The sequence below is a fragment of the Ruania alba genome, assembly GCF_900105765.1.
Classification (GTDB): domain Bacteria; phylum Actinomycetota; class Actinomycetes; order Actinomycetales; family Beutenbergiaceae; genus Ruania; species Ruania alba.
The window spans coordinates 1,692,535-1,714,134 of record NZ_FNTX01000001.1 but is presented as its reverse complement, the minus strand read 5'-3'; the positions used below and the strand labels follow the sequence as shown (position 1 = coordinate 1,714,134).

The 21,600-nt window shown below is 70.5% G+C and carries 15 protein-coding genes; 9 read left to right on the top strand and 6 right to left on the bottom strand.

The genetic code is table 11. From position 1 onward, the window contains the following. Nucleotides 1-134 precede the first annotated feature (134 nt). The 3 genes from BLU77_RS07920 to BLU77_RS07910 all read right to left on the bottom strand — a co-directional run bounded on the left by BLU77_RS07920 (nt 135) and on the right by BLU77_RS07910 (nt 2,978). On the bottom strand, nt 135-1,064 hold the full coding sequence (locus BLU77_RS07920) for a carbohydrate ABC transporter permease (protein WP_089772439.1): 930 nt from the start codon (nt 1,062-1,064) through the stop codon (nt 135-137). Next, nucleotides 1,064-2,026, bottom strand: a complete 963-nt coding sequence (locus tag BLU77_RS07915) for a carbohydrate ABC transporter permease (protein ID WP_089773067.1) — start codon at nt 2,024-2,026, stop codon at nt 1,064-1,066. The genes BLU77_RS07920 and BLU77_RS07915 overlap by 1 nt, the downstream gene beginning before the upstream one ends. Before the next feature lie 190 nt (nt 2,027-2,216). Then, on the bottom strand, nt 2,217-2,978 hold the full coding sequence (locus BLU77_RS07910) for a DeoR/GlpR family DNA-binding transcription regulator (protein WP_175476980.1): 762 nt from the start codon (nt 2,976-2,978) through the stop codon (nt 2,217-2,219). Nucleotides 2,979-3,063: 85 nt separating this feature from the next. Here BLU77_RS07910 and BLU77_RS07905 point away from each other — a divergent pair, with 85 nt between their 5' ends. The 9 genes from BLU77_RS07905 (at nt 3,064) to BLU77_RS07865 (ending at nt 19,440) form a co-directional block, all read left to right on the top strand. Then, nucleotides 3,064-3,942: a hypothetical protein gene (locus BLU77_RS07905; RefSeq protein WP_245708723.1), complete on the top strand. Its 879-nt coding sequence runs from the start codon at nt 3,064-3,066 to the stop codon at nt 3,940-3,942. Beyond that, nucleotides 3,939-4,631 (top strand): aspartate/glutamate racemase family protein, encoded by a 693-nt coding sequence (locus BLU77_RS07900; RefSeq protein WP_089772436.1) that lies wholly within the window; start codon nt 3,939-3,941, stop codon nt 4,629-4,631. Before BLU77_RS07905 ends, BLU77_RS07900 begins: the two co-directional genes overlap by 4 nt. Before the next feature lie 43 nt (nt 4,632-4,674). Then, nucleotides 4,675-7,755 (top strand): alpha-mannosidase, encoded by a 3,081-nt coding sequence (locus BLU77_RS07895; RefSeq protein WP_089772435.1) that lies wholly within the window; start codon nt 4,675-4,677, stop codon nt 7,753-7,755. After that, on the top strand, nt 7,752-9,551 hold the full coding sequence (locus tag BLU77_RS22005) for an alpha-amylase family protein (protein ID WP_089772434.1): 1,800 nt from the start codon (nt 7,752-7,754) through the stop codon (nt 9,549-9,551). The genes BLU77_RS07895 and BLU77_RS22005 overlap by 4 nt, the downstream gene beginning before the upstream one ends. Then, nucleotides 9,548-11,125 carry an FAD-dependent oxidoreductase gene (locus tag BLU77_RS07885; RefSeq protein ID WP_089772433.1) on the top strand — a complete coding sequence of 526 codons (1,578 nt, stop codon included), beginning with the start codon at nt 9,548-9,550 and terminating at the stop codon, nt 11,123-11,125. The genes BLU77_RS22005 and BLU77_RS07885 overlap by 4 nt, the downstream gene beginning before the upstream one ends. Nucleotides 11,126-11,136: 11 nt before the next feature. Next, nucleotides 11,137-13,002 (top strand): MBL fold metallo-hydrolase, encoded by a 1,866-nt coding sequence (locus tag BLU77_RS07880; RefSeq protein WP_089772432.1) that lies wholly within the window; start codon nt 11,137-11,139, stop codon nt 13,000-13,002. Between the two features lie 199 nt (nt 13,003-13,201). Then, the gene (locus tag BLU77_RS07875; protein ID WP_245708722.1) at nt 13,202-15,850 is read left to right on the top strand and encodes an alpha-mannosidase; all 2,649 of its coding nucleotides are present in this window, start codon (nt 13,202-13,204) and stop codon (nt 15,848-15,850) included. Beyond that, the gene (locus tag BLU77_RS07870) at nt 15,850-17,796 is read left to right on the top strand and encodes a YyaL domain-containing protein (RefSeq protein WP_089772430.1); all 1,947 of its coding nucleotides are present in this window, start codon (nt 15,850-15,852) and stop codon (nt 17,794-17,796) included. Before BLU77_RS07875 ends, BLU77_RS07870 begins: the two co-directional genes overlap by 1 nt. A gap of 228 nt (nt 17,797-18,024) precedes the next feature. Then, a complete protein-coding gene (locus BLU77_RS07865) occupies nt 18,025-19,440 on the top strand; it encodes a GH1 family beta-glucosidase (protein WP_089772429.1) in 1,416 nt (471 codons plus the stop codon). 21 nt (nt 19,441-19,461) lie between these two features. Here the strand turns inward: BLU77_RS07865 and BLU77_RS07860 are convergent, their stop codons facing one another. From BLU77_RS07860 to BLU77_RS07850, 3 genes are read right to left on the bottom strand one after another with little or no spacing between them, the layout of a single operon-like run. Then, complete coding sequence (locus BLU77_RS07860) at nt 19,462-19,827, bottom strand: hypothetical protein (protein WP_089772428.1); 366 nt, start codon at nt 19,825-19,827, stop codon at nt 19,462-19,464. Nucleotides 19,828-19,855: 28 nt separating this feature from the next. Further along, on the bottom strand, nt 19,856-20,590 hold the full coding sequence (locus BLU77_RS07855; protein WP_089772427.1) for a PIG-L deacetylase family protein: 735 nt from the start codon (nt 20,588-20,590) through the stop codon (nt 19,856-19,858). After that, on the bottom strand, nt 20,587-21,528 hold the full coding sequence (locus BLU77_RS07850; RefSeq protein ID WP_245708721.1) for an oxygenase MpaB family protein: 942 nt from the start codon (nt 21,526-21,528) through the stop codon (nt 20,587-20,589). The genes BLU77_RS07855 and BLU77_RS07850 overlap by 4 nt, the downstream gene beginning before the upstream one ends. Nucleotides 21,529-21,600 lie beyond the last annotated feature (72 nt).

Below are 21,600 nucleotides of genomic sequence, written 5' to 3'. Positions count from 1 at the left end.
CGAGCGCCGCTTGTGGCCGCTCTGACGCCCCTCAGCATGGAACCAGTCAGCTGCCTCCTCTCGGGATCAACGACAGGGACGCCCCCGCCGAATCGGCGGGGGCGTCCTCGTCTGACCAGGAGGGAGCGATCGGATCAACCCTTGCGGCCCGTGGTGGCCACACCTTCGATGAAGTACCGCTGCCCGAACGCGAACAGCACGAGCATCGGCAACGTGACCATCAGGGAGGCCACCATCACGTACTGGTAGTCACCCTGCCCACCCGCGGTGGGCGAGTACTTGGTCATCGCGTAGGCGATGCCCAGGGGTGCGGTGAAGTCACTCACGCTTCCAGCGTTGAGGTAGATCAGGGCCTGCTGGAGGTTGTTCCAGGACGCCTGGAACTCGAACAGCAGCACGATGACCACCGACGGGATGGACAGCGGCATCGCAATCTTGGTGAACAGCCGCCAGTAGCTGGCGCCGTCGATCCGTGCCGCTTCGAACAGCTCCCGCGGCAAGCCGAGGAAGAACTGGCGTTGCAGGAAGATGTAGAAGGCGGAGCCGAACAGGTTGTAGGCCCACAGCGGCGCCCACGTACCCAGCAGCCCGACTTCTTTCCAGATCAGGTAGATCGGGATCATCGTGACTGCTCCGGGCAGCATCATCGTAGCCAGCACCAGGCCGAACAGGATCTTGCGGCCGGGAAATCGGAAGTAGGCGAAGCCGAACGCGACGAGCGAACTGGAGAAAGCCACCGCCACCGAGGCGAGCACGGCGATGCTGACGCTGTTGAACAGCCAGCTGAAAAGGGGAAGCTCGTCCCAGACGGTCACGTAGTTGCCCCAGTTGAACGTCTCCGGCACGAGGGTGTTGTCGAAGACCTGCCCGCGGCCCTTGAGGCTCGCGGAGATCAGCCAGATCAGCGGGTACATGAAGGCTGCCGTGAAGATCAGCAGCAACACCCACGAGGTGCCGCGACCGATCCTGGTGCTCAGCCGTACCTTCTCGCGAATGATCTGGCGCTCGGGCTGCGGTTGCTCGGGAGCGGCGGCGGTCTGCATCGCCGTGGTGTTCACGCTCATCACTTGTCTCCCTCGTAGTACACGAACCGGTTACCGAACTTCATCTGGATGAACGTGACGCACATGATGATCACGAACATCAGCCAGGCCATCGCGGCGGCGAAGCCGAAGTTGAACTGTCGGAACGCCTGCTGGAACAGGTACACGGCATAGAACAGGGACGACTCCGGGGACGCGTTGGATTGATCCCGCCAGAACAGCAGATACGCCTGGTCGAATGTCTGGAAGGCGGCGATGGAAAGCACGATGACGTTGAAGAACATCGCGCTGGAGATCATCGGCAGGGTGATCGTGGTGAACTTTCGGGCCGCGCCGGCGCCGTCTAGGGACGCCACTTCGTAGAGCTCCCGGGGAACATTCTTCAAGGCCGCGAGGAAGATCACCATCGTGCCGCTGACTGCCCACAGGGACATCAGCACGATTGACGGCTTGATCCAGTCCGGATCCACCAACCATTGAGGACCGGAGATTCCGAAGAAGCGCAGGAACTGGTTGATCGCACCTGAGTTGCCGTTCAGCAGGAGGAAGAAGATCGCAGCGGTCGCCACCATCGGCGTCATCTTCGGCAGGTAGAAGACGGTCCGGAAGAACCCGGCTCCCCGCCCGAGCCGGTTCAGCAGCGTGGCGAGGAACAGGGCGAAAGCGATCTCGAGCGGCACCGAGAGGAACGCGAAGAAGAGTGTGTTCCCGAGCGAGGTAGCCACCCGAGGGTCGGTGAAGAGCGACTCGTAGTTGGCCAACCCCACCGGGCTTTGGGCATTGGTCGCCAGGTTGTACCGGCTGAAGGAGAGCACCAGGCTCCAGATCATCGCGCCTGCGGTGAAGATGCAGAACCCGAGGATCCAGGGCGAGATGAACAGGTACCCGGCGATGGCCTCGCGCCGGTTGTACTTGCGCGCTTTGAGGGGTTTCGAAGGTGGTCCCTTCGTCCCTCCGGCGGTGTCCGCCGTGGTCTGTGTCATCGCGTCCTCCTGGGCGTCGACGTATCCGGTGCCCTTGAACACAACCACGATGTCGAGGGCCTGGTCCGGGCATGTGGCATCGTTACCACAACGCGGCGACTATAGCCGCGCTGCCCAGTTTGTGCAATAGCGAACATGGTGTGTCTGTCCTGCCGGTATCGAGGGTGTACACGTGGCTGCGCGGTGGCCGTCATTCGGCCACGACCACGTGACCGGCAGCGTCCCGCCAGCGGCGCACGGTGAGTTCGTCGATGCCACGGTCAGTGACCACGACATCGACCTGGTCCCAGCGCAGGAATCGCAGCGGTGCGCGGGCACTGGCCTTGGAGTGGTCCACCAGGAGGATGGTGCGTTCAGCCCGTTCGGTGAGGATCTGCTTCACCTCGGCATCCCATGCGGCTGTGCAGTACAGTCCATCGCTCGCCACGGCGACCGCAGAGAGGAGCGCCACGTCTGCGGCCAGGTCGTCGGCTCCGGCGCGCGTCGCCGGCCCGCCGAAGGATCGGGTCGGTGGGTGGTAGGTGCCGCCCAGTCCGATCACCTCCAGGTCGGTCCGGTGCTCACAGGCGCTCAGGACGGGCATGGAGTGCGAGATCACGCGCGTCCCGCCAGGCAAGAGTGGCGCTGCGGCGGCCACGGTGGTGCCGGCGTCCAGGGCCACCGTGTCTGCATCGTCGAGCAGCGCGACGGCGGCCCGTGCGATGGCCAGCTTGGGTGCCTGGGAGCGACGTTCTCGCCGATCGAAGGACTCCAGTCCGGTGTTGTCCTGGGCGGTGGCGCCGCCAGGAACGCGTCGGGCGAGGCCGTCGGTGTCGAGCTGGGTCAGATCGCGCCGGATCGTCATCTCGGAGACACCGAGCTCAGCGGCTACGTCCTTGGACGAGAGGTAGCCGCGGTCGCGCAGGCGGCGGAGCAGTTCGTCGCGTCTTGTCGGGGCGTCGGTGTAGCGCACAGGGACATTCGAGCCCGTCGCACACAATGTTGTCAATACCTGAACATTCTTGACGGATGTGTTCACAAGCAAACACGATGGCCTCGTGACTACACCGACGTTGAATGCCATCGCCCGTCCCAGCGGTGCTCTCGCCATGGTCGCCATGGATCAGCGGGAGAGTCTGCGCACCATGTTCGCCGACGCCGGAGCCGGCCATGTCGGCGACCAGGTGCTCGTGGACTTCAAGCTCGCGGTCGCCGACGCCCTCGGCACGCACGCCTCCGGCTTCCTGATCGATCGCCAGTTCGGCCACGACCAGGCGCGTGACCTGCTCGGCGGGCGCACCGGGTTCATCCTCGCCGCCGACGCGCTCACCCAGGTGCCCGGTGGACCGGTCGAGGAGACCGAGCTCGACGATGTCGTCCTCGCCCCGGAGTTCGACCTCGCCGGTGTAGACGCGATCAAGCTGTTGATCATCTGGCGCCGGGACGACAAGCGCGAGGCGAGGGTGCGGCTCGCCGAGCGGTTCATCGCCGCGGCGGCCGAACGGGGCATCCTCTCGGTGCTGGAGCCGGTGGTGCGCCAGTCGACCGAGTCGGATGCGGACTGGGATCAGACTGCTGCGATCCGGGAGGCCGCGCGGGAACTGTCGCCGCTGAGGCCCAGCCTGTACAAGGTTCAGGTCCCGATGGCGGGTGCAGGGGAGCCGGCTGCGCTCCGGGCGGCCTGCGAGGACCTGGCTCGCGACATCACCGGGCCCTGGGTGGTCCTGTCCCAGGGAGTGGCGCTGCACCACTTCCACGACGCCGTCGCAACCGCCTGTGCGGCCGGAGCCAGCGGGTTCCTTGCCGGCCGAGCGCTCTGGAGCGACGTGGTCGGCAGCGACGACGTACCCGGTCGGCTGCGGGAGGTCTCCGTGCCCCGACTGGAGCGCCTCATCGAGACCGTCGACACGACCGCTCGCCCGTGGACCGAGGCATGAGCGCCGTGCCGGCGCGTGCACTGCGTATCGGGTTCGTGCACACCGCCCCCGCGCTGACCCCCACCTTCGAGGACCTGCTCGCCGAATACACCACGCCGGAGCCGGCCGAGGCGCTGCACGTGGCGGACGCCTGGCTGCTGCGCACCGCCATGGCGACGGGCGTGGACGAAGGCGTGCACGAGCGGGTCAGCCGGCACGTGCAGCACCTGGCAGACCTCGGTGCGGACGCCGTCCTCATCACCTGCTCCTCGATCGGGGAGACCATCGCCTCGGCCGCCGAGCAGGTCGCCATCCCGGTGCTGCGGGTGGATGCGGCCATGGCCGAGCAGGCCCGCGACCTCGCGGCGTCCGGCACCCATCAGCGCATCGCGGCCCTGGCTACCTTCGAGTCGACGCTCGGGCCCACTCAGCGCCTGCTGGAGACGGCCGCCGGTGCGGGGATCGAGGTGACCGCAGAGGTGGTCGCCGGTGCCGCGGACGCCAAGGCATCCGGCGACGTCGCGGGGCACGACGCCGCCATCAGAGCAGCCGCGGAACGCGTGGCGGCCACGGCGGACGTGATCGTGATCGCCCAGGCATCGATGGCCCCGGCGGTGGCAGATGCCGACCTGCCCGTGCCGGCGCTCACCTCCCCACGTGGCGGGGTGCAAGCCGTGCTGGCCGCCGCACGCCGCGCCGGCGCCTCCTGAACCACCCGCACCGACCGCACGCCCGCCCGACCCGGAAGAGCCCATGCACCGCACCATCACCGACCTCGGGGCGCGGGTGGACCGCGCCCTGACCGAGCGCGTCACACCCGCCGTGCACTCCTACCGCACCCCCGTCGTCGTCGCCGCGCACGTGCTGGCCGGCGAGCCCGTCCCGTTCGCCGAGGCTGTGGCCGGGGAGTTCACGCCCTTCGCAGTCGGCACGGACTGGGGCCGCCCCTGGGGTACTACCTGGTTCCGGTTCACCGGGACTGTCGGCGAGGCGATACGTGCCCACGCCGAGGAGCAACGGATCGAGCTGCTCGTGGACCTCGGCTTCGGCCCGGGCGGACCTGGCTTCCGTTCGGAGGGACTGGCCTACACCGCCGACGGCACCATCCTCAAGGCGGTCGAGCCACGGACGGCGTACGTGCCGGTGGGCGGGGAGCGTGGTGCCCCGATCGCGGCGGACGGCACCTTCGAGGTCTACCTCGAGGCGGCGTCCAACCCCCGCTTCGACGGCACCGTGTCCAGTCTCGGCGACCTCGACACCGCCGGGGACACCCCGCTGTACCGGCTGGAGCGCGCTGAGCTCGCGTTGCGCGAACCCGAGGTGCACCACCTGCTGATCGAGGCACGGTTGCTGCACCAGATCGCGGCCACCACCCCCGAGTCGGACCCGCGCCACCATGAGCTGCGCTACGCCCTGGACCGGATGGTCGACGAGCTCGACGCCGGCGGGTTCGACCGGGTGGCCTCCTCCGCTCCTGCCGCCCGGGCTCAGCTGGCCGGCGTGCTCGCCGATCGCGCCCGCACGAGCGCCCACACGGTCAGCGCCGTCGGACACGCACACATCGACTCCGCCTGGCTGTGGCCGGTGCGGGAGACGATCCGGAAGTGCTCACGCACCTTCTCCAACGTGATCGCCCTGGCGCAGGAGTACCCGGAGTTCATCTTCGCCTGCTCGTCCGCGCAGCAGTATGCGTGGATGCGGGACCACCATCCGCAGGTGTGGGAGCGGGTCCGGGAAGCCGTCGCGGCCGGCACCTTCGTCCCGGTCGGCGGCATGTGGGTGGAGTCGGACACGAACCTGCCCGGTGGGGAGGCGCTGGTGCGCCAGTTCACCGCAGGCAAGCGCTTCTTCGCCGAGCATTTCGGCACCGAGGCCCGGGAGGTGTGGCTGCCGGACTCGTTCGGCTATTCCGGCTCCCTGCCGCAGTTGGCCCGCCTGGCCGGGTTCGACTGGTTCCTCTCCCAGAAGATGTCCTGGAACTCCACCAACCCGTTCCCGCACCACACATTCTGGTGGGAGGGGATCGACGGCACCCGCGTGTTCACGCACTTCCCGCCGTCGGACACCTATTCCTCGGAGTTCAACGGCCCCGAGCTCGCCCGATCCACTACGCAGTTCCGGGAGAACGGCCGCGCCACCCGGTCGCTGCTGCCTTTCGGGTACGGCGACGGCGGTGGCGGCCCCACCCGGGAGATGCTGGAGACGGCACGCCGGCTGGCCGATCTGGACGGCGCCCCGAAGGTGCACATCGAGACCCCGGAGGAGTTCTTCACCGCCGCGCACGCCGAGTACGGCGAGCACGCTCCGGTGTGGTCGGGGGAGATGTACCTCGAGTTCCACCGCGGCACCTACACCAGCCAGCGGGCGATGAAGGAGGGCAACCGCCGCACCGAGCACCTGCTGCACGAGGCCGAGCTGTGGTCCGCCACCGCCACGGTGCGCCACGGCACGCCGTACCCGGCCGACGAGCTGGACCGGATCTGGGAAGAGGTGCTGCTGCTGCAGTTCCACGACATCCTGCCTGGCTCGTCCATCGCCTGGGTGCACCGGGAGGCACGGGAGCGCTACGCCGCGCTGACCGCCCGGCTGGAGGCGCTCATCGACGGCGCCCTGGAGGTGCTGGCCGGCACCGGTGAGGTGCCGCTCGCGTTCAACGCCACTCCGCACCCCCACGACGGCGTCCCTCCCCTCGGAGGCGCCGCCCCCCGGCGGGACGCGACCGCCGTCCAGACCCACCAGGCCGACGGCGAGGTGCACCTGGACAACGGCCTGCTGCGGGTACGGATCGGTACCGACGGCACCGTCGTCTCGGTGTGGGACCACGGCGCCGACCGGGAGGTGCTCGCCGGCCCGGGCAACGCCCTCTGGCTGCATCCGGACACACCCAACCGGTTCGACGCCTGGGATCTGGACGAGTTCTACCGGCACACCGGGCACGCGCTCACCGCGGTGGACCGGATCGAGGTGGACAGTTCCGACCCCGCCCGTCCGGTCGTGCGGATCACCCGCACCGACGGCGGATCGACCTACCGGCAGGAGGTCGCCCTGGCCGCCGGATCGATCGCCCTCGAGTGCACCACCGAGGTGGACTGGCACGAGCGAGAACGCATCCTCAAGGTGGCCTTCCCTCTGGACGTCCATGCACGCGAGTCCACCGCTGAGACCCAGTTCGGCTACGTGCAGCGCCCCACCCACACGAACACCTCCTGGGACGCCGCCAAGTTCGAGATCCCGGCGCACAAGTGGCTGCACGTGGGCGAGCCCGGCTACGGCGTGGCGGTGACGAACGAGGCCACCTACGGGCACGAGGCCACCCGACCCGGACCCGGTGAGGCGCGCGGCGCCGGCGCCACCACCGTGCGGCTGTCGCTGCTGCGTGCACCCCGCTATCCGGACCCGCAGACCGACCAGGGCCGGCACGTGCTCCGCTACCAGCTCGTCTGCGGGGCCGACCTGCCGGAGGCGATCCGGGCGGGTTACCGTACCGGCCGGCCGCTGCGGGAACGTCGCGGTGCCGGAGGAGTGGAGCCGCTGGTCGCCATCGAGGACGGCCCCGTGCTGCTGGAGACCGTCAAGCTCGCCGATGACGGGTCCGGTGACCTGGTGCTGCGGCTGTACGAGTCCCGCGGCGGCCGCGGCCGGGCCGAGCTCACCGTGGCCGAAGACGTGCAGATGCGCGATGCGGTGGTCACCGACCTGCTCGAGCGGCCGGACGAGCAGATCGCCGCGCTGGCTCCGCTGGAGCGCGACGGCGACCGCCTCACCCTCGACCTGACCCCGTTCCAGGTGGTCACGGTCCGCATCACCCGATCGTCGGCCGGGAGGCAGTCATGAACGTCGAGACCCGCGACGGCGTGATCACCGTCGAGACCGCTGCCTACCGGCTCGAGGTGCACCCGGTGGGGGTGACCCCGCCGCGGGCGCTGCTGTTCGCACCGGACGGCGCCGAGGTTGCCCAACTCTCCCTGTTCGCCTCCCTGGACCGGGTGGGTGCCGCGGACGAGACCTATCAGGTGCAGGCGCCCGAGGTCCGCGGGCGGGCAGGTGCCGATGTCGATGAGTCTGTGGAGATCGAGGTGCGCCGGTCCTCGACCGCCTGGGACACCGCCGCCGTGGTGCTCAGCGCCGACGGCGACAGTGTGCGCCTTCGCGCCGAGGTCACCGGGACCGGAACGCTCACCACCGCCCGGGTGCTCGGCGGCTCCGCCGTGCTGCCCAGCGGGGCGTGCGGCGACTTCTTCTCCCGCTGCGCCGGAGAGTCGGTTTTCACCCCGAACCCGAGCGAACCGGTGCAGTGGGCGCGGCCCGCCACCTCGCCGTCGGTGCTCGGCATCCTGGGCGACGCCCACCCGGGCCGACTGCATGCGGTGTTCTCCCCACCGCCGTTGGCCGTGGCGATCGGCGTGCGGGACCGGTGGATGAGCGCCTGGGTGCGCGCCGGGATCGGCGAGTGCACCTTCACCGAGTGGCGCTACGAGCCGCTGGACTCTGGCTTCCGGTTCGCCTTCGACTATGACGCGCACACCGAGGTGGAGGGCGCCTTCCACACACCGGAGATCGCGCTACGCCTCACCGACGACCCGTGGGACTGCGTCACCGCATCCCGGGACGATCTGGTCGCCTCCGGCCTCGCGCCGCAGGTCCGCAGCCAGGACACACCCGCCTGGTGGCACGAACCGATCTTCTGTGGCTGGGGCGCCCAGGTCGCCCGCGCCCGCTGGGGCCGCCCCGGGGAGGAGCCCACCGGCGGAGTGAGCGCAGCGGACCTGGCCCGCCAGGACGTCTACGACGAGCTGCTCGGCACCCTCGCCGCCCACGACATCACCCCGGGCACCGTGGTGATCGACGACAAATGGCAGTCGGCGTACGGCACCGGCGCGGTGGACACCACCAAATGGCCGGACCTGACGGGATGGATCGCACAGCGGCACGCTTCCGGGCAGCGGGTGCTGCTGTGGTGGAAGGCATGGGACCCCGAGGGTCTACCGGCCGACGAGTGCATCCTCGACCCGGCCGGGCGCCCGGTGGCCGCCGACCCGTCCAACCCCGCCTACCGGGAGCGGCTGCGCCGGACGGTCGCCCATCTGCTCACCCCGGTGGCCGACGGCGGGCTCGGGGCGGACGGGTTCAAGGTGGACTTCACCCAGCGCGCCCCGGCCGGGAACCACCTGCGCGGCACCGATGGGGCACCGTGGGGGATCGCCGCCTTGCACGCCCTGCTGGCCGAGCTGTACGCGGCTACCAAGGCCGTCCGCGCCGAAGCCCTGGTCGTCACGCACACCCCGAACCCGCTGTTCGCCGACGCGACCGACATGGTGCGGCTCAACGACGTGCTCGAGCGCGACCCCGCCGGTACCTTCGTCCCGGTCGCGGACCAGGTGCGCACGAGAGCCCGGATCGCCGCCGCGGCGTTGCCCGGGCTCCCGCTGGACACCGACCAGTGGCCGATGCCGGACCGGGACCAGTGGCGTGACTACACCGAGGCCCAGCCCGCCCTCGGGGTGCCGGCCCTGTACTATGCCGAACGGATCGACGGCAGCGGCGAGCCGTTCACCGACGACGACTACGCCCTGATCCGGGACACCTGGAGCGCCTACCAGCGCCGTCGGGGGACGGACGAACCGCGATGACCGATGTGCTCGTCTACGGCGCCACCTCGGCGGGGGTGTGCGCGGCCGTCGCCGCGGCCCGCGCCGGTGCGCAGGTAGTGCTGGCCGAACCCGGCCGGCACATCGGCGGGATGACCTCCGGCGGCCTCGGCTACACCGATGTCGGGGACGTCCGCGCCCTGGGCGGCCCGGCCGCCCGGCTCCGCCAGGCGATCGCGGACCACTACGACGTCGGTGTCGGCCACTTCGCCGGTCCGGAGCCGCACGTGGCCGAGCAGATCTTCACCCAGTGGCTGGAGCAGGCCGGTGTGGACGTGCGACTCGGCCGCGGCCTCGCCGCGGCCACCACGGGCGAGGGCACGATCACCGAGGTCACCTTCGATCTCGCCCCCGATGACACTCACCTGGGCACCCACCCGCCGCAGGGGAGTGACCAGGTGCGCCCCGCCGTCGTGATCGACGCCTCCTACGAAGGTGACCTGCTCGCTGCGGCCGGGGTGAGCTACGCCGTCGGGCGGGACGCGGTGAGCACCTACGGGGAGGCGCATGCGGGCCGGCAGGAGCTGCTCCCCGGCCGGCACACCATGCCGGCCTGGATCTCCCCGTTCGCCGACGACCCCACCGGGCACGTCGAGAGCCCGCTGCTGGCGCAGATCAAGCCCGAGCCGATGGTCGGCGTGGGGGAGGCCGACTGCGGGGTGATGGCCTACGGATACCGGGTGTGCCTGTCCACGGCCGCCGACCGGGTGCCGTTCACCCCGAGCCCGGACTACGACAACGCCCACTGGGAGCTGTACCGGCGGGTCTTCGCGTACTGGGAGGCGCACGGTGGCGCTCCTCCGGCGGGCAAGTTGCTCGGGCTGGAGCCGAACCTGCCCGGCGGGATGGCCGACGGCAACTCCCTCGGCCCGATCTCGCTGAACGTGCTCGACGGCACCGCCTGGGAGTACCCGGACGCCACACCGCAGCGCCGAGAGCAGATCCGCCGCCATCATCTGCACCACGCCCGGGACTTCCTGCACTTCCTCAGCACCGACCCGGGCGTGCCGCAGCACGTGCGCACCGAGATGCAGCGCTGGGGCCTGCCGGCGGGGGAGTTCACCGACACCGAGCACCTGCCGCACCAGCTCTACGTGCGCGAGGCGCGGCGGATGCTCGGCGAGCATGTGCTCACCGCCCACGACCTGCTGGAGGCCCGCCCCGCTGAGGACGTGATCGCCCTGGGGTCCTACCACCTCGACGTGCGCGAGGTGCAGCGCAGTTGGCGGTGGGCGTATGAGCACCCCGACCCGGTGGCGATGACGGTCACCGAGGGGTACCTCTCCATCGGGGTGCCGGCCTACCCGATCCCGTACCGGAGCCTGGTGCCGAAGCGCGCCGAGTGCACCAACCTGATCGCCGCCGTGTGCATCTCCGCCTCCCACCTGGCGTTCAGCTCGGTACGGATGGAGCCCCAATACCAGATGCTCGGGGAGGCCGCTGGGCTCGCCGCCGCGGCCGCGGCGCGGGATGCTGTGCCTGTGCAGGACGTGCCGGTGCCCGCTCTGCAGGACCAGTTGCGCGCGGCCGGTGCCGTGCTTGCCCGCCCACGATGAGGAGCCAGAAGATGGCCGACGGCGTCCCGTCCGTTTCCGAGGCAGAGGTCACCGAGGTGGCGCCCGGGGTGTTCCGGGTGCGCGACACGTGCCACGTGTACGTGATCCGTGCCGAGGGTTCGGATCCGGGCCACCGCACCGGGATCGCGATCGACTTCGGCTCCGGCCGGGTGCTGGACCTGCTGGACGAGCTGGGACTGGACGCGATCACCGACGTGCTGATGACGCACCACCATCGGGACCAGGCGCAGGGACTGCCGCGCGCGGTCGAGGCGGGGATCGCGGTGCACGTGCCGCCGGTGGAGGCCGAGCTGTTCTCCGATGTGGAGGCGATGTGGGCGGCGCGGGAGGTGGGGAACAACTACAACCTGCGCACTGACCGGTTCTCCCTGCTGGAGTCGGTGCCGATCACGTCGACCGTGCCCGAGTATCGCAGCGCGAACTACGGCGGCATCGAGGTCCGCACCCTGCCCACGCCCGGGCACACCCCCGGGTCGGTGACCTACCTCCTTCAGAAGGGCCGCCGTCTGGCGTTCACCGGTGACCTGCTCTACGCACCGGGCAAGGTGTGGTCGCTGCTGTCCACGCAGTGGTCCTACACCGAGAACGAGGGCCCGACGATGGCGGTGCTCGCGTGCGACATCCTCGCCGCCGAGGAGCCGGACGTGCTGCTGCCCTCGCACGGGGAGGTGATGGATCCGGGTGCCGCGGCGCTGAAGCTCACCGGGGACCGGCTGCTGGAGTACGTGAACCAGCGCCGCCCTGAGCCGACGCGGATCCGGGAGAAGCTCGCCGACCCGTACCGGAACCTCACCGAGCACCTGCTCGTCAATGAGTCGAGCGAGTCCCGCAGCTATGTGCTGATCTCGGAGACCGGGGCCGCCCTGGTGATGGACTACGGCTATGACATGACCACCGGTCTGCCGCCCGGTCACGAGCGGGCCGCCCGCCGTCCCTGGCTGGCGAGCCTGCCGGGCCTGAAGGCGCATCACCCGGTCACCCACGTGGAGGTGGCACTGCCCACGCACTACCACGACGACCATGTGGCCGGGCTGAACCTGCTCCGGGAGGTGGAGGGCACGCAGGTGTGGAGCCCGGCGAACGTGGCCCCGATCCTGGCCGACCCGGCGCGCTACGACCTGCCCTGCCTGTGGCACGACCCGATCCCGAGTGACCGGGAGCTACCGATCGGCGAGGCGTTCACCTGGCACGAGTACGAGATCACCGTGCATGAGCTGCCTGGGCACACGCTGTTTGCCGCCGCCTTCGAGTTCGCGGTGGACGGGGTGCGGGTGCTGGTGACCGGTGACCAGCAGGACGGCCAGGGCGTCCCCGGGAAGACGCGGGAGACGCGCAACTACCAGTACCACAACAGGTTCCGGATCACCGACTACCGGGACAGCGCCGCCCTCTACCAGCGGGTGGAACCAGGGCTGATGATCACCGGGCACTGGCAGGAGAGGTGGGTCACCGACGACTACCTGCAGATGCTCGCTGACGAGGCCGAGGAGCTCGTGCAGATCCACCACGACCTGCTGCCGCTCGAGGACCTGGACACCGGCGCGGACGGCGTGTTCGCCCGGATCGAGCCGTACCGGTCCACCGTCTCCTCCGGTGGGACGGTCGCTTATCAGGTGTGGGTGCGCAACCCCCTGCGGGAGCCGGCCACGGCCCTCGTGACGCCGGTGCTCCCGGACGGGTGGACCGCCGTCGGGCCCGACCAGGTGACGCTCGAACCAGGTGGCACCGCGCGGGTGCCGTTCACTGTGACTGCGGCCGGTCCGCCGCGCCGGCGGGGGCGAATCGCTGTGGACCTCACCGTGGGTGACCTGCGGTTGGGCCAGCATGCGGAGGCACTGATCGATGTGCATACGTAGCCCGTACCGAGCTGACGGACATCCGGCAAGCCTCGCACCATGTAGCGAGCTCTGACGTATACCCGTCAGTTCGGCGCGATCCTGACTAGCAAGCCGCGTTGCCATGGCTGTACCGATCGCGTACCGTCGGATGTGGGAACGATGCCACGTTCGATGACGCACCCCGATGACCGCCCACTCTTCCCAGGAGCTGCTCTCCATGAGCGACGTCGCTGACCACGCGAGTCCCGCTACTGCACCGATCGCGAACGCACCCTCCGGCCCCCAGCCGGACGGTCTGAACGGTCGGCGCCCGCCTGCCACCCTCGACCGCACCCTGTATATGGTCGGTGCCACGCACCTGGACCCGGTGTGGCTGTGGCCCTGGCAGGAGGGCTACCAGGAGGCACGTGCCACCTTTCGCTCCGCACTGGACCGGATGGAGGAGTACCCCGACTTCGTCTTCACCTGCGACCAGGTGGTGCTGCTCGCTTGGGTGGAGGAACAGGACCCGGAGCTGTTCGAGCGGATTCAGGCCCGGGTGGCCGAGGGCCGGTGGGTGAACGCCGGCGGCTGGTGGGTCGAGCCGGACTGCAACATGCCCACGGGGGAGTCCTTCGCGCGGCAGGGTCTCCTCGGGCAGCGGTACCTTGCCGAGAAGTTCGGGAAGACGGCCACGGTCGGGATGAACGTGGACCCGTTCGGGCACAACGCGATGATCCCGGCGATCCTACGCGGGCAGGGGATGGACTCCTACACCTTCCTGCGCCCGGGACCGGCCGAGGACGGCCGCCTCGGCACGGCGTTCTGGTGGGAGGCACCGGACGGCTCACGGGTGCTCGGCTACCGCATCCCGCACGAGTACTGCAGCCCGCCCGGCGACGTCTCCGGGCACACCGACAAGGCGCTGGCGGCGCTGGACCGCTCGCTGGGCGACCTCATGGTGCTCTTCGGGGTCGGGAACCACGGCGGCGGCCCGACCAAGGCGAACATCGACTCCATCCACCGCTTCGACCGCATGGGATCCTTCGGAAGGCTGGTCATGAGCTCACCGCGGCAGTACTTCGACGAGTTCATCGCTCGCCGAGGGGGGATCGACAGCGAGGAGATGGCGCAGCTGCCGGTCTGGACGGACGATCTACAGCACCACTCGCCGGGCTGCTACTCCGCGCACTCGGGCATCAAGGCCTGGCAACGTCGCGCGCAGAACGCGGTGCTCTCAGCCGAGCGGTGGGCGGCCGTGGGCACCCGGTTGCACGGGCTGGAGCACCCGGGTGAGGACCTGCACCGCGCGTGGCAGCAGGTGCTCTTCAACCAGTTCCACGACATCCTGCCCGGCTCGGCGATCGAACCCTCCTACGACGACTCCCGCGACCAGCTCGGTGAGGCGATCGCGATCTCCAAGCGGATCATCACCAAGGTGCAGAACGTGATCGCCCGGAAGGTCGACGTGCCCTTTGCCGACGGCACGCAGCCGGTGCTCGTCTTCAACCCGCACCCGTGGCCGGTGCGCCAGGTGGTGGAGCTGCAGTACGGCGCCCAGCCGCTCGGTGTGCACGTGGTGGATGCGGCGGACCGTCCGGTGGCGTGCCAGAAGGTGCAGTCCGTGGCGACCACCGACGACAAGGGACGGGCCGCGTGCGCCTTCGAGACGGAGATCCCGGCGTTCGGGTACCGGCTCTACCGGCTGCTGCGCGGGCCGAAGGAGATCGACGACGCCGGCCTCACCGTGGCCGAGCACGCGGGCGCCACCGTGGTGGAGAACCAGCACCTGAGGCTCGAGATCGACCAGGCGGGTGGCTGGGTGCGCTCCCTGCTGGACAAGCGCACCGGTGCCGACGTCTTCGGCGGCGCGACCGGGCCGCACACCCAGGTGTGCGACGACCCCACCGACACCTGGGGCCACCGGGTCGTCTCCTACGCCTGGCCGGGCGAGGAGATGCCGGTGGTGCGCGCCCTGGTGCGGGAGAGCGGTCCGGTGCGGGCCCGGATCCGGGTGGAACGTGCGTGGGGTCGCTCCACGCTGGTGGAGGAGTTCATCCTCACCCGGGACTCCGACCACGTAGAGGTGCGCACGACCCTCGACTGGCGTGAGGAGCACCACCTGCTCAAGCTGCGCTTCCCGGTGGCCCTGGACGAGACCGAGGCCACCTACGAGATCCCGTACGCCGCGATCGACCGTCCGGTGGATGGTGCCGAGGAGCCCGCCCAGCAGTGGGTGAGCGTGAGTGGGACCCTGCGGCGGGGGGACCACCGCCGGGCCGGGCTCGCCGTGGTGACCACCACCAAGCACGGCTACGACGTGTCCCCGGCCGAGAACGGCGCGGACCCGAGCATCGGCGTGACGGCGGTGCGCAGCCCTGTCTACTCCTGGCACGACCCGCGGCTGCTCGACCCGGAGGGCTTCTACTCCTTCCAGGATCAGGGGATGCAGTCCTTCAGCTATCTGCTGGTTCCGCATGCCGGGGACTGGCGCGAGGCGAACCTGACCCGCCGTGGCAACGAGCTGAGCGCGCCGGTGCGGGCGATGCTGGAGTCCTTCCACGACGGCGAGCTGGCCCCGGTCGGCTCCTTCGCCGCCGACGGTGGCGAGCAGGTGATGATCACCGCGATCAAGATCACCGAGGCCGCCCGCGGCGGTGGCGCACCGGATCTGATCGTGCGGGCGGTGGAGACCACCGGCCGCCCGGCACGGGCGCGGCTGGAGCTGCCGCTCACCGGTCAGGTGCTGGAGACCGACTTCGGCGCGCACCAGATCCGCACCTTCCGGATCACCGCCGACGGGGCGGTGACCGAGACCGACCTGATCGAGTGGCCGCTCGCCGACGGTCCGGTCGCCGAGATCAGTACGCAGCCGCTGGGGGAGTGATGGCCGGCCCGCACCTGGAGGCGATCGTCGAGACTGCCGACGGCGTCCCGTCCGACGCATTCGAGGTGACGGTGGCCGTGGGGGAGCCGGGCGTGGCCGGGTTGCGTCCGGTGCGCCTGGACGTTCGGTACCTCGGCCCCGAGCCGGTGACCGCCAGCGTGCGACTGGTCGCTGAGATCCCCGGAGGGCCGGCAACCGAGGAGTCCAGCGAGACAGGCGACGCGGCAGGCAGTGAGGGAGGCAGTCAGGCCGGCAAGCGGGGAGGCGTCGTTAAGGAATGGCCGTGGTGGCTGATCCCGGGCGCCTTCTACGGAGAGAACCGGCCCGAGGCGTGCGACCGGATCTTCCCGCGTTTCGCCGTCGGGGAGGCGGACCCGCAGGCCATGGTGAGCTCGGCCTGGGAGTTCCGCGCCGACCGGGCCGCCACCCCGGCCGTGTTCGGGTGGAGCGACACCGGCGGTGTGGTGCTCGTGGCGCAGGAGTCCTCAACGCTGGGGATGACCGGACCGGGGCTCTCCGCCGGCGAGACGGGCGCCCGCGTGCACCTGCGGTTCCCCTACGCCGAGCACCCAGTCTCCTATGACGGCACCCAGGTAGCGGCGCCCGCCCTCCGGGAGGAACACACGTGGCAGCCCGCCGAGGAGCACACGCTCACTGCGTGGGTTGCCGAGCTCGACGGCGACCGGCACGGCTACGCCGAGGTGCTGCGCGCCGTGCACGAGCTGTGGGCGGACGAGGCGCCGGTCGAGCCGTGGGTGAGCGTGCCTGAGGCCGCCGACATCGCCGCCGAAGGACTGGTGCGCTGGCACTACGACCCCGACCCGGGCGTGCTGCTGGAGACGATCGGCTTCGACCGTGGCATCGGCGGCACCGACCGGCAGGCCATGCACATCGGCTGGGTCAGCGGCATCCCGTGGGCCCAGGCGCTACTCGGATACGGGCACAGGACCGGTGATGAGGCCGCGGTGGCCGCGGCGGAGCGGGTGATCGACTTCTGCACCGCAGAGCTGGCACCTTCGGGCACCTTCTGGGGCACCTGGTACCGGGCGACCGGCTGGGCGCAGTCCTGGTCACCGATCAAGGGGGCGTTGCACGCCCGCACGCTCGGGGAAGCGGCGCTGTTCCTGGTGCGTGCCCTGGGCACCCCCTCCGGGGTGCGTCACCCGCGGTGGCGAGCAGCCGCCGTCAGCAATCTCGACGTGATGGCGGGCCGGCAGCGGGATGACGGCAATCTCGGCACCCTGCACCACGCGCAGACCGGGCACGTGATGAGTTGGTCCGGCGCGGCCGGGCTCACCTGGGTGGCGGCACTGTGCGAAGCGGGGGAGCAGGGGCTCGATGGTGACGGGCGCTACCTGGCGGCTGCCCAGCGCGCGGGGGAGTACTACGCACGATTCGTGGACGAGGAATTCCTCTACGGCGCCCCCGAGGACGTGGACCTGGCGCCGAGCTCGGAGGACGGATACGCCGCCGTGCTCGCCTACATGGCGCTGCACCGGCGCACCGGCGAGGCACGCTGGCTGGACCTGGCCCGCCGGGCCGCGGACTGGATGCTCACCTTCCGGTACACCTACAACACCGGTTTCGATCCGCGCACCCCACTCGGGATGTACGGCTTCGCCAGCCGGGGCGCGGACAACGCCTCGCCCTCGAACCCGCACCTGCACGCCTACGGCATGGTGTGCACCGCGGAGATGCTGCAGCTCGCCGAGGCGCTCGGAGACGACTATTACGCCGACCGGGCGCTCGAGCACCTGGCCTGCTTCCGGCAGTGCGTGCCGCGGGTGGACGGGGAGATGAACGCCTACCGCGGCATGATCACCGAGCGGTATTACCAGACGGCCGCGTTCCAGCCGAAGGGGATGATCCTCGGGCTCTCGCACGCCTGGAGCGTCGGTGTGCTGCTGCTGGGTGCCGAGCAGGCGCTGGCCGCCGGGCGGGCGTGAGGTGCACCGCGGCGGGACGACCGGCCGGGTAGGTGCCGGTGGTTGTCGGTCTGGCGGCGGGGTGGCGACGGCGAGTGGCGCCTACCGAGTCGGTGGGTGCCGAGTGGGTGCCGGTGGTTGTCGGTCTGGCCGCGAGCAGACGACGAGGAGTGGCACCTACCGGGCGGTGGTGGCCGGCACCGACGTGGACATCGCCGACGGTGAATGGGCAGGAACGAGGGAGCACAGATGAGCAAGAGCACGACATTCCCGGACGACTTCCTCTGGGGCGCCGCCACCAGTGCGCACCAGATCGAGGGTGCCCTGGAGGCGGACGGGCGCGGGCGAAGCGTATGGGAGGACTTCGCTGCCCGGCCCGGAGCCATCGAGGGCGGGGTGGACGCGGCGATCGCATGCCGCTCCTACGAGCGGTGGTCGGAGGACGTGGCGCTGCTGCGCCGGCTCGGGCTGAGCGCGTATCGGTTCTCGGTCGCCTGGTCGCGGGTCATGCCCGAGGGCACCGGACGGGTGGAATCCCGGGCGCTCGACCACTATGAGCGGGTGGTCGACTCGTTGTTGGACGCCGGGATCGCCCCGGTGCTCACCCTGAACCACTGGGACATGCCCTCGGCGCTGATGGCCCACGAGGGCTGGGTCGGCCGGGAGAGCGTGGCCGCATTCGCCGAGTACGCGTCCGCCGTCGGGGAGCGCCTGGGCGACCGGGTGCCCTGGTGGATCACCCAGAACGAGCCGTGGATCATCCAGCTGCTCGGCTACCAGCTGGGCCTGCACGCCCCGGGGATCGCCGACCTCGGTAAGGCGGTGCGCGCCGGGCACCACGTGCTGCTCGGGCACGGCGCCGCTTATGACGTACTCCGTGAACTGACCGACGGCAGGATCGGTGCCGCCCCGAATCTGCTGCCGTGTGTGCCCGCGAGCGAGGACCCGGCCGACGTGGCCGCAGCAGAGGGCTCGGACGGGTACGTGAACCGGTGGTTCCTCGAGCCGTTGCTCGGTTCGGGGTATCCGGCGGACATGCGCGAGCACTGGGAGCGAGCCACGGGTGCGCCCCTGGACTTCATCCGCGACGGAGACGAGGCCGCGATCGGCGGGCGCAGCGACTTCCTCGCGGTGAACTACTACACGCACCGGGTGATGGCGGCTGCCGAACCGGGGCCGGGCACCCCATTCCCGTGGAAGGTGATCGGCAGCCGGGGCGAGGTGTCCCGTACCGACGAGGGCACCGAGATCGCGCCAGGTGCGTTCCGCGACCTGCTGCTCCGGCTGAGCGCCGACTACCCGGGGACGCCGCTCATGATCACCGAGAACGGTGCCATCTACGGTGACGGACCGGGACCGGACGGTCGAGTGCATGACGTGCGCCGGATCCGCTACCTGCGCGCGCACGTGGCGGCGATGGCCGAGGCGATCGAGGCCGGTGCCCCCGTGGTCGGGTACATGCACTGGTCCTTGCTGGACAACTTCGAGTGGGCCCTCGGGTACCGGCCGCGGTTCGGGCTCGTCTACGTGGACTATCGCACGGGGGAGCGCACCCCTAAGGACAGCGCGTGGCATTACGCACAGATCGCCCGGGCGAACGCCCTGGTTCCGTGGGACGAGAACGCGCCGGAGTCCGTCGTGGATGCCTCCGGCGAGTTCGGCTGAGGATCGGGCCCAGCCGGCCGATCAGCCGACCAGGTAGACGACGAGCAGCACCAGCCCCAGCGAGCCACCCAGGACGCTCAACAGGAACGTGCCCCGCTGCCAGCCCTTCGGCGGCCCGACCCCGGGCCCGGGGGTGCTGTGGTCCATCGACCCGTTCAGCGCCACCACACCGAAGACGAAGGCGGCAGTCCGCAAGTCGGCGAGGTCCAAGGTGAAGATGGCAAACCCGTCCGGGGAGGTGAGCCGGACGACCAGGCCGGCGACCCCGGCGCACGCACTGAGGATCGCGAGAGCGGTCACCAGCCATCGCGACCGGATGACGACGCCGAGCATGCCCGGCACGCGGCCGGCACGGCGGTCGCGGCCACCGGATCGCTCGGAACTCATGCCAGCGAGACTACCGGCGCTGCGCACCTCAGCCGCCCAGGTTGACCACCTCGAACGTCGAACCGTACGTCACGCCGAGGCGGGTGCCTTCGGCCGTGCAGATCTCGGTGAGGAACGCCTCCGGGTCGAACTCCCAGTTCAGCCCATCGATGTAGGCCGCGTGTTCCTTCAAGGAGGCGACGCCCTCGTCGAAGGTGTCGGTGACATCGACGCCGTGGGTGGGCGCGGGGGAGCCGGCCACCCAGACCTGGCGGACCCCGTTCCAGGGCTCGACGCCATCGGTGATCTGGTCGGGGAAGATCCACCGGTTCCCGGCGTCACGGACGGCGTCGATAGTGGCGCGGCCGGTGGCGATGTGGTCGGCCTGGTTGAGGAACCCGCCGGCGAAGGTGTCCCGGTGGTTGCCGGTGATGACGATCTCGGGTCGATGCTTGCGCACCTGGGCGGTGATCGCCTGACGCAGCGGCACGCCGTACTCCAGCACGCCGTCGGGCAGGCGGAGGAACTCCACGAGGTCGACGCCGACCGCGCGGGCCGAGGCGATCTCTTCCTGTTCCCGCAGCGGCCCGGACTGTTCCGGCGGGAGTGCGTCGATTCCGGCCTCGCCGGAGGTGACCATGCAGTAGACGACGGTCTTGCCCTGCGCGGTCCAGCGGGCCACGGCCGCGGCGGTGCCGAACTCCATGTCGTCCGGGTGGGCGACCACGGCGAGAGCCGTGGTCCAGTCCTCGTCGACGGTGGGCAGGGTGGGCTGGTCGGTCATCGTTGCTCCTGAGGGTCGAGGGCGGAGTCTGCGGTGAGCGGTTCATGATGGTTCGGTCCGCCGTCGACGGAAGGGCCGCCGTCGTGCGGGGCAAGCGGGGGAGGAGTGCTGATCCAGCGGATCAGCTCGGTACCCACCCGGCCGGCCAGCAGGGCCGGGCGAGCGGTCACCTGGGCGGGCAGGCCCAGCATGGTCCGTGCCCGAGCGGGCAGGCTGGCGACGGCGGCCCTCGCCAACAGCGCATAGCCCGGTGTGGCCAAGGGAGGCACGGGCGGATGGTGCACCAGGAACTCTGCCACCTCCCGCGCCTCGGGGGAGCCCGACAGCTCCGGCTGGTAGCGGTCGAGGGCCGCCCGCAGCCCGGTGGCCGTGGTGGGCACGTCGGCGGCGCCGAGACGGCGGGCGACCGATGCGGTCTGGTCGACGTAGGTGTCGGCGTCGGTGGGCGAGAGGGGGCGCCGGCCGAGCACCTGGTGCGCGGTGAGGAAGGAGTCGATCTCGGCGAGGTGCACCCACGTGAGCAGCTGCGGGTCGTCGGCGCGGTAGGGCCGGCCGTCAGGGGCTGTGCCGTGGATCCTCGTATGCACCGCATGAACGACGGCGATCGCCTGTTCGGCATCCTCGATGGTGGCGTAGGTGGTGGTGGCGATATAGGTGGCGGTACGGGCCAGACGCCCCCAGACGTCCTCGCGGTAGCGCGAGTGCTGTGCGATCGCGGCCATCGCGAGCGGGTGCAACGACTGCAGGAGGAGGGCACGGATCCCGCCCACGTACATGGACGCGTCCCCGTGCACGATCCCGATCGGGGAGTCCGGTGCGAACCAGCGCGGCCCCGGGGTCGCGTGGATGCGACGTTGGATGCCCACCGGGTCCGGCCCCGCGACGCGTAGCATCAGGGCCGCGTTGAGGCGCAGCCGGAGCGAGGTGAGCGGAGTCACGACGCCATTGTGACCCATGGTGCGGGGATGGGCTCTGCTGCCCATGGTTATCCGGCCCGTGGTGCTCGACGA

Excerpts from the sequence above, each read along its gene's own strand:
- BLU77_RS07880 (WP_089772432.1), top strand. The coding sequence starts at position 11,137 with ATGGCCGACGGCGTCCCGTCCGTTTCCGAGGCAGAGGTCACCGAGGTG.
- BLU77_RS07865 (WP_089772429.1), top strand. The coding sequence starts at position 18,025 with ATGAGCAAGAGCACGACATTCCCGGACGACTTCCTCTGGGGCGCCGCC.
- BLU77_RS07920 (WP_089772439.1), bottom strand. The coding sequence starts at position 1,064 with ATGAGCGTGAACACCACGGCGATGCAGACCGCCGCCGCTCCCGAGCAA.
- BLU77_RS07885 (WP_089772433.1), top strand. The coding sequence starts at position 9,548 with ATGACCGATGTGCTCGTCTACGGCGCCACCTCGGCGGGGGTGTGCGCG.
- BLU77_RS07860 (WP_089772428.1), bottom strand. The coding sequence starts at position 19,827 with ATGAGTTCCGAGCGATCCGGTGGCCGCGACCGCCGTGCCGGCCGCGTG.
- BLU77_RS07855 (WP_089772427.1), bottom strand. The coding sequence starts at position 20,590 with ATGACCGACCAGCCCACCCTGCCCACCGTCGACGAGGACTGGACCACG.
- BLU77_RS07900 (WP_089772436.1), top strand. The coding sequence starts at position 3,939 with ATGAGCGCCGTGCCGGCGCGTGCACTGCGTATCGGGTTCGTGCACACC.
- BLU77_RS07895 (WP_089772435.1), top strand. The coding sequence starts at position 4,675 with ATGCACCGCACCATCACCGACCTCGGGGCGCGGGTGGACCGCGCCCTG.
- BLU77_RS07915 (WP_089773067.1), bottom strand. The coding sequence starts at position 2,026 with ATGACACAGACCACGGCGGACACCGCCGGAGGGACGAAGGGACCACCT.
- BLU77_RS07870 (WP_089772430.1), top strand. The coding sequence starts at position 15,850 with ATGGCCGGCCCGCACCTGGAGGCGATCGTCGAGACTGCCGACGGCGTC.
- BLU77_RS07875 (WP_245708722.1), top strand. The coding sequence starts at position 13,202 with ATGAGCGACGTCGCTGACCACGCGAGTCCCGCTACTGCACCGATCGCG.
- BLU77_RS22005 (WP_089772434.1), top strand. The coding sequence starts at position 7,752 with ATGAACGTCGAGACCCGCGACGGCGTGATCACCGTCGAGACCGCTGCC.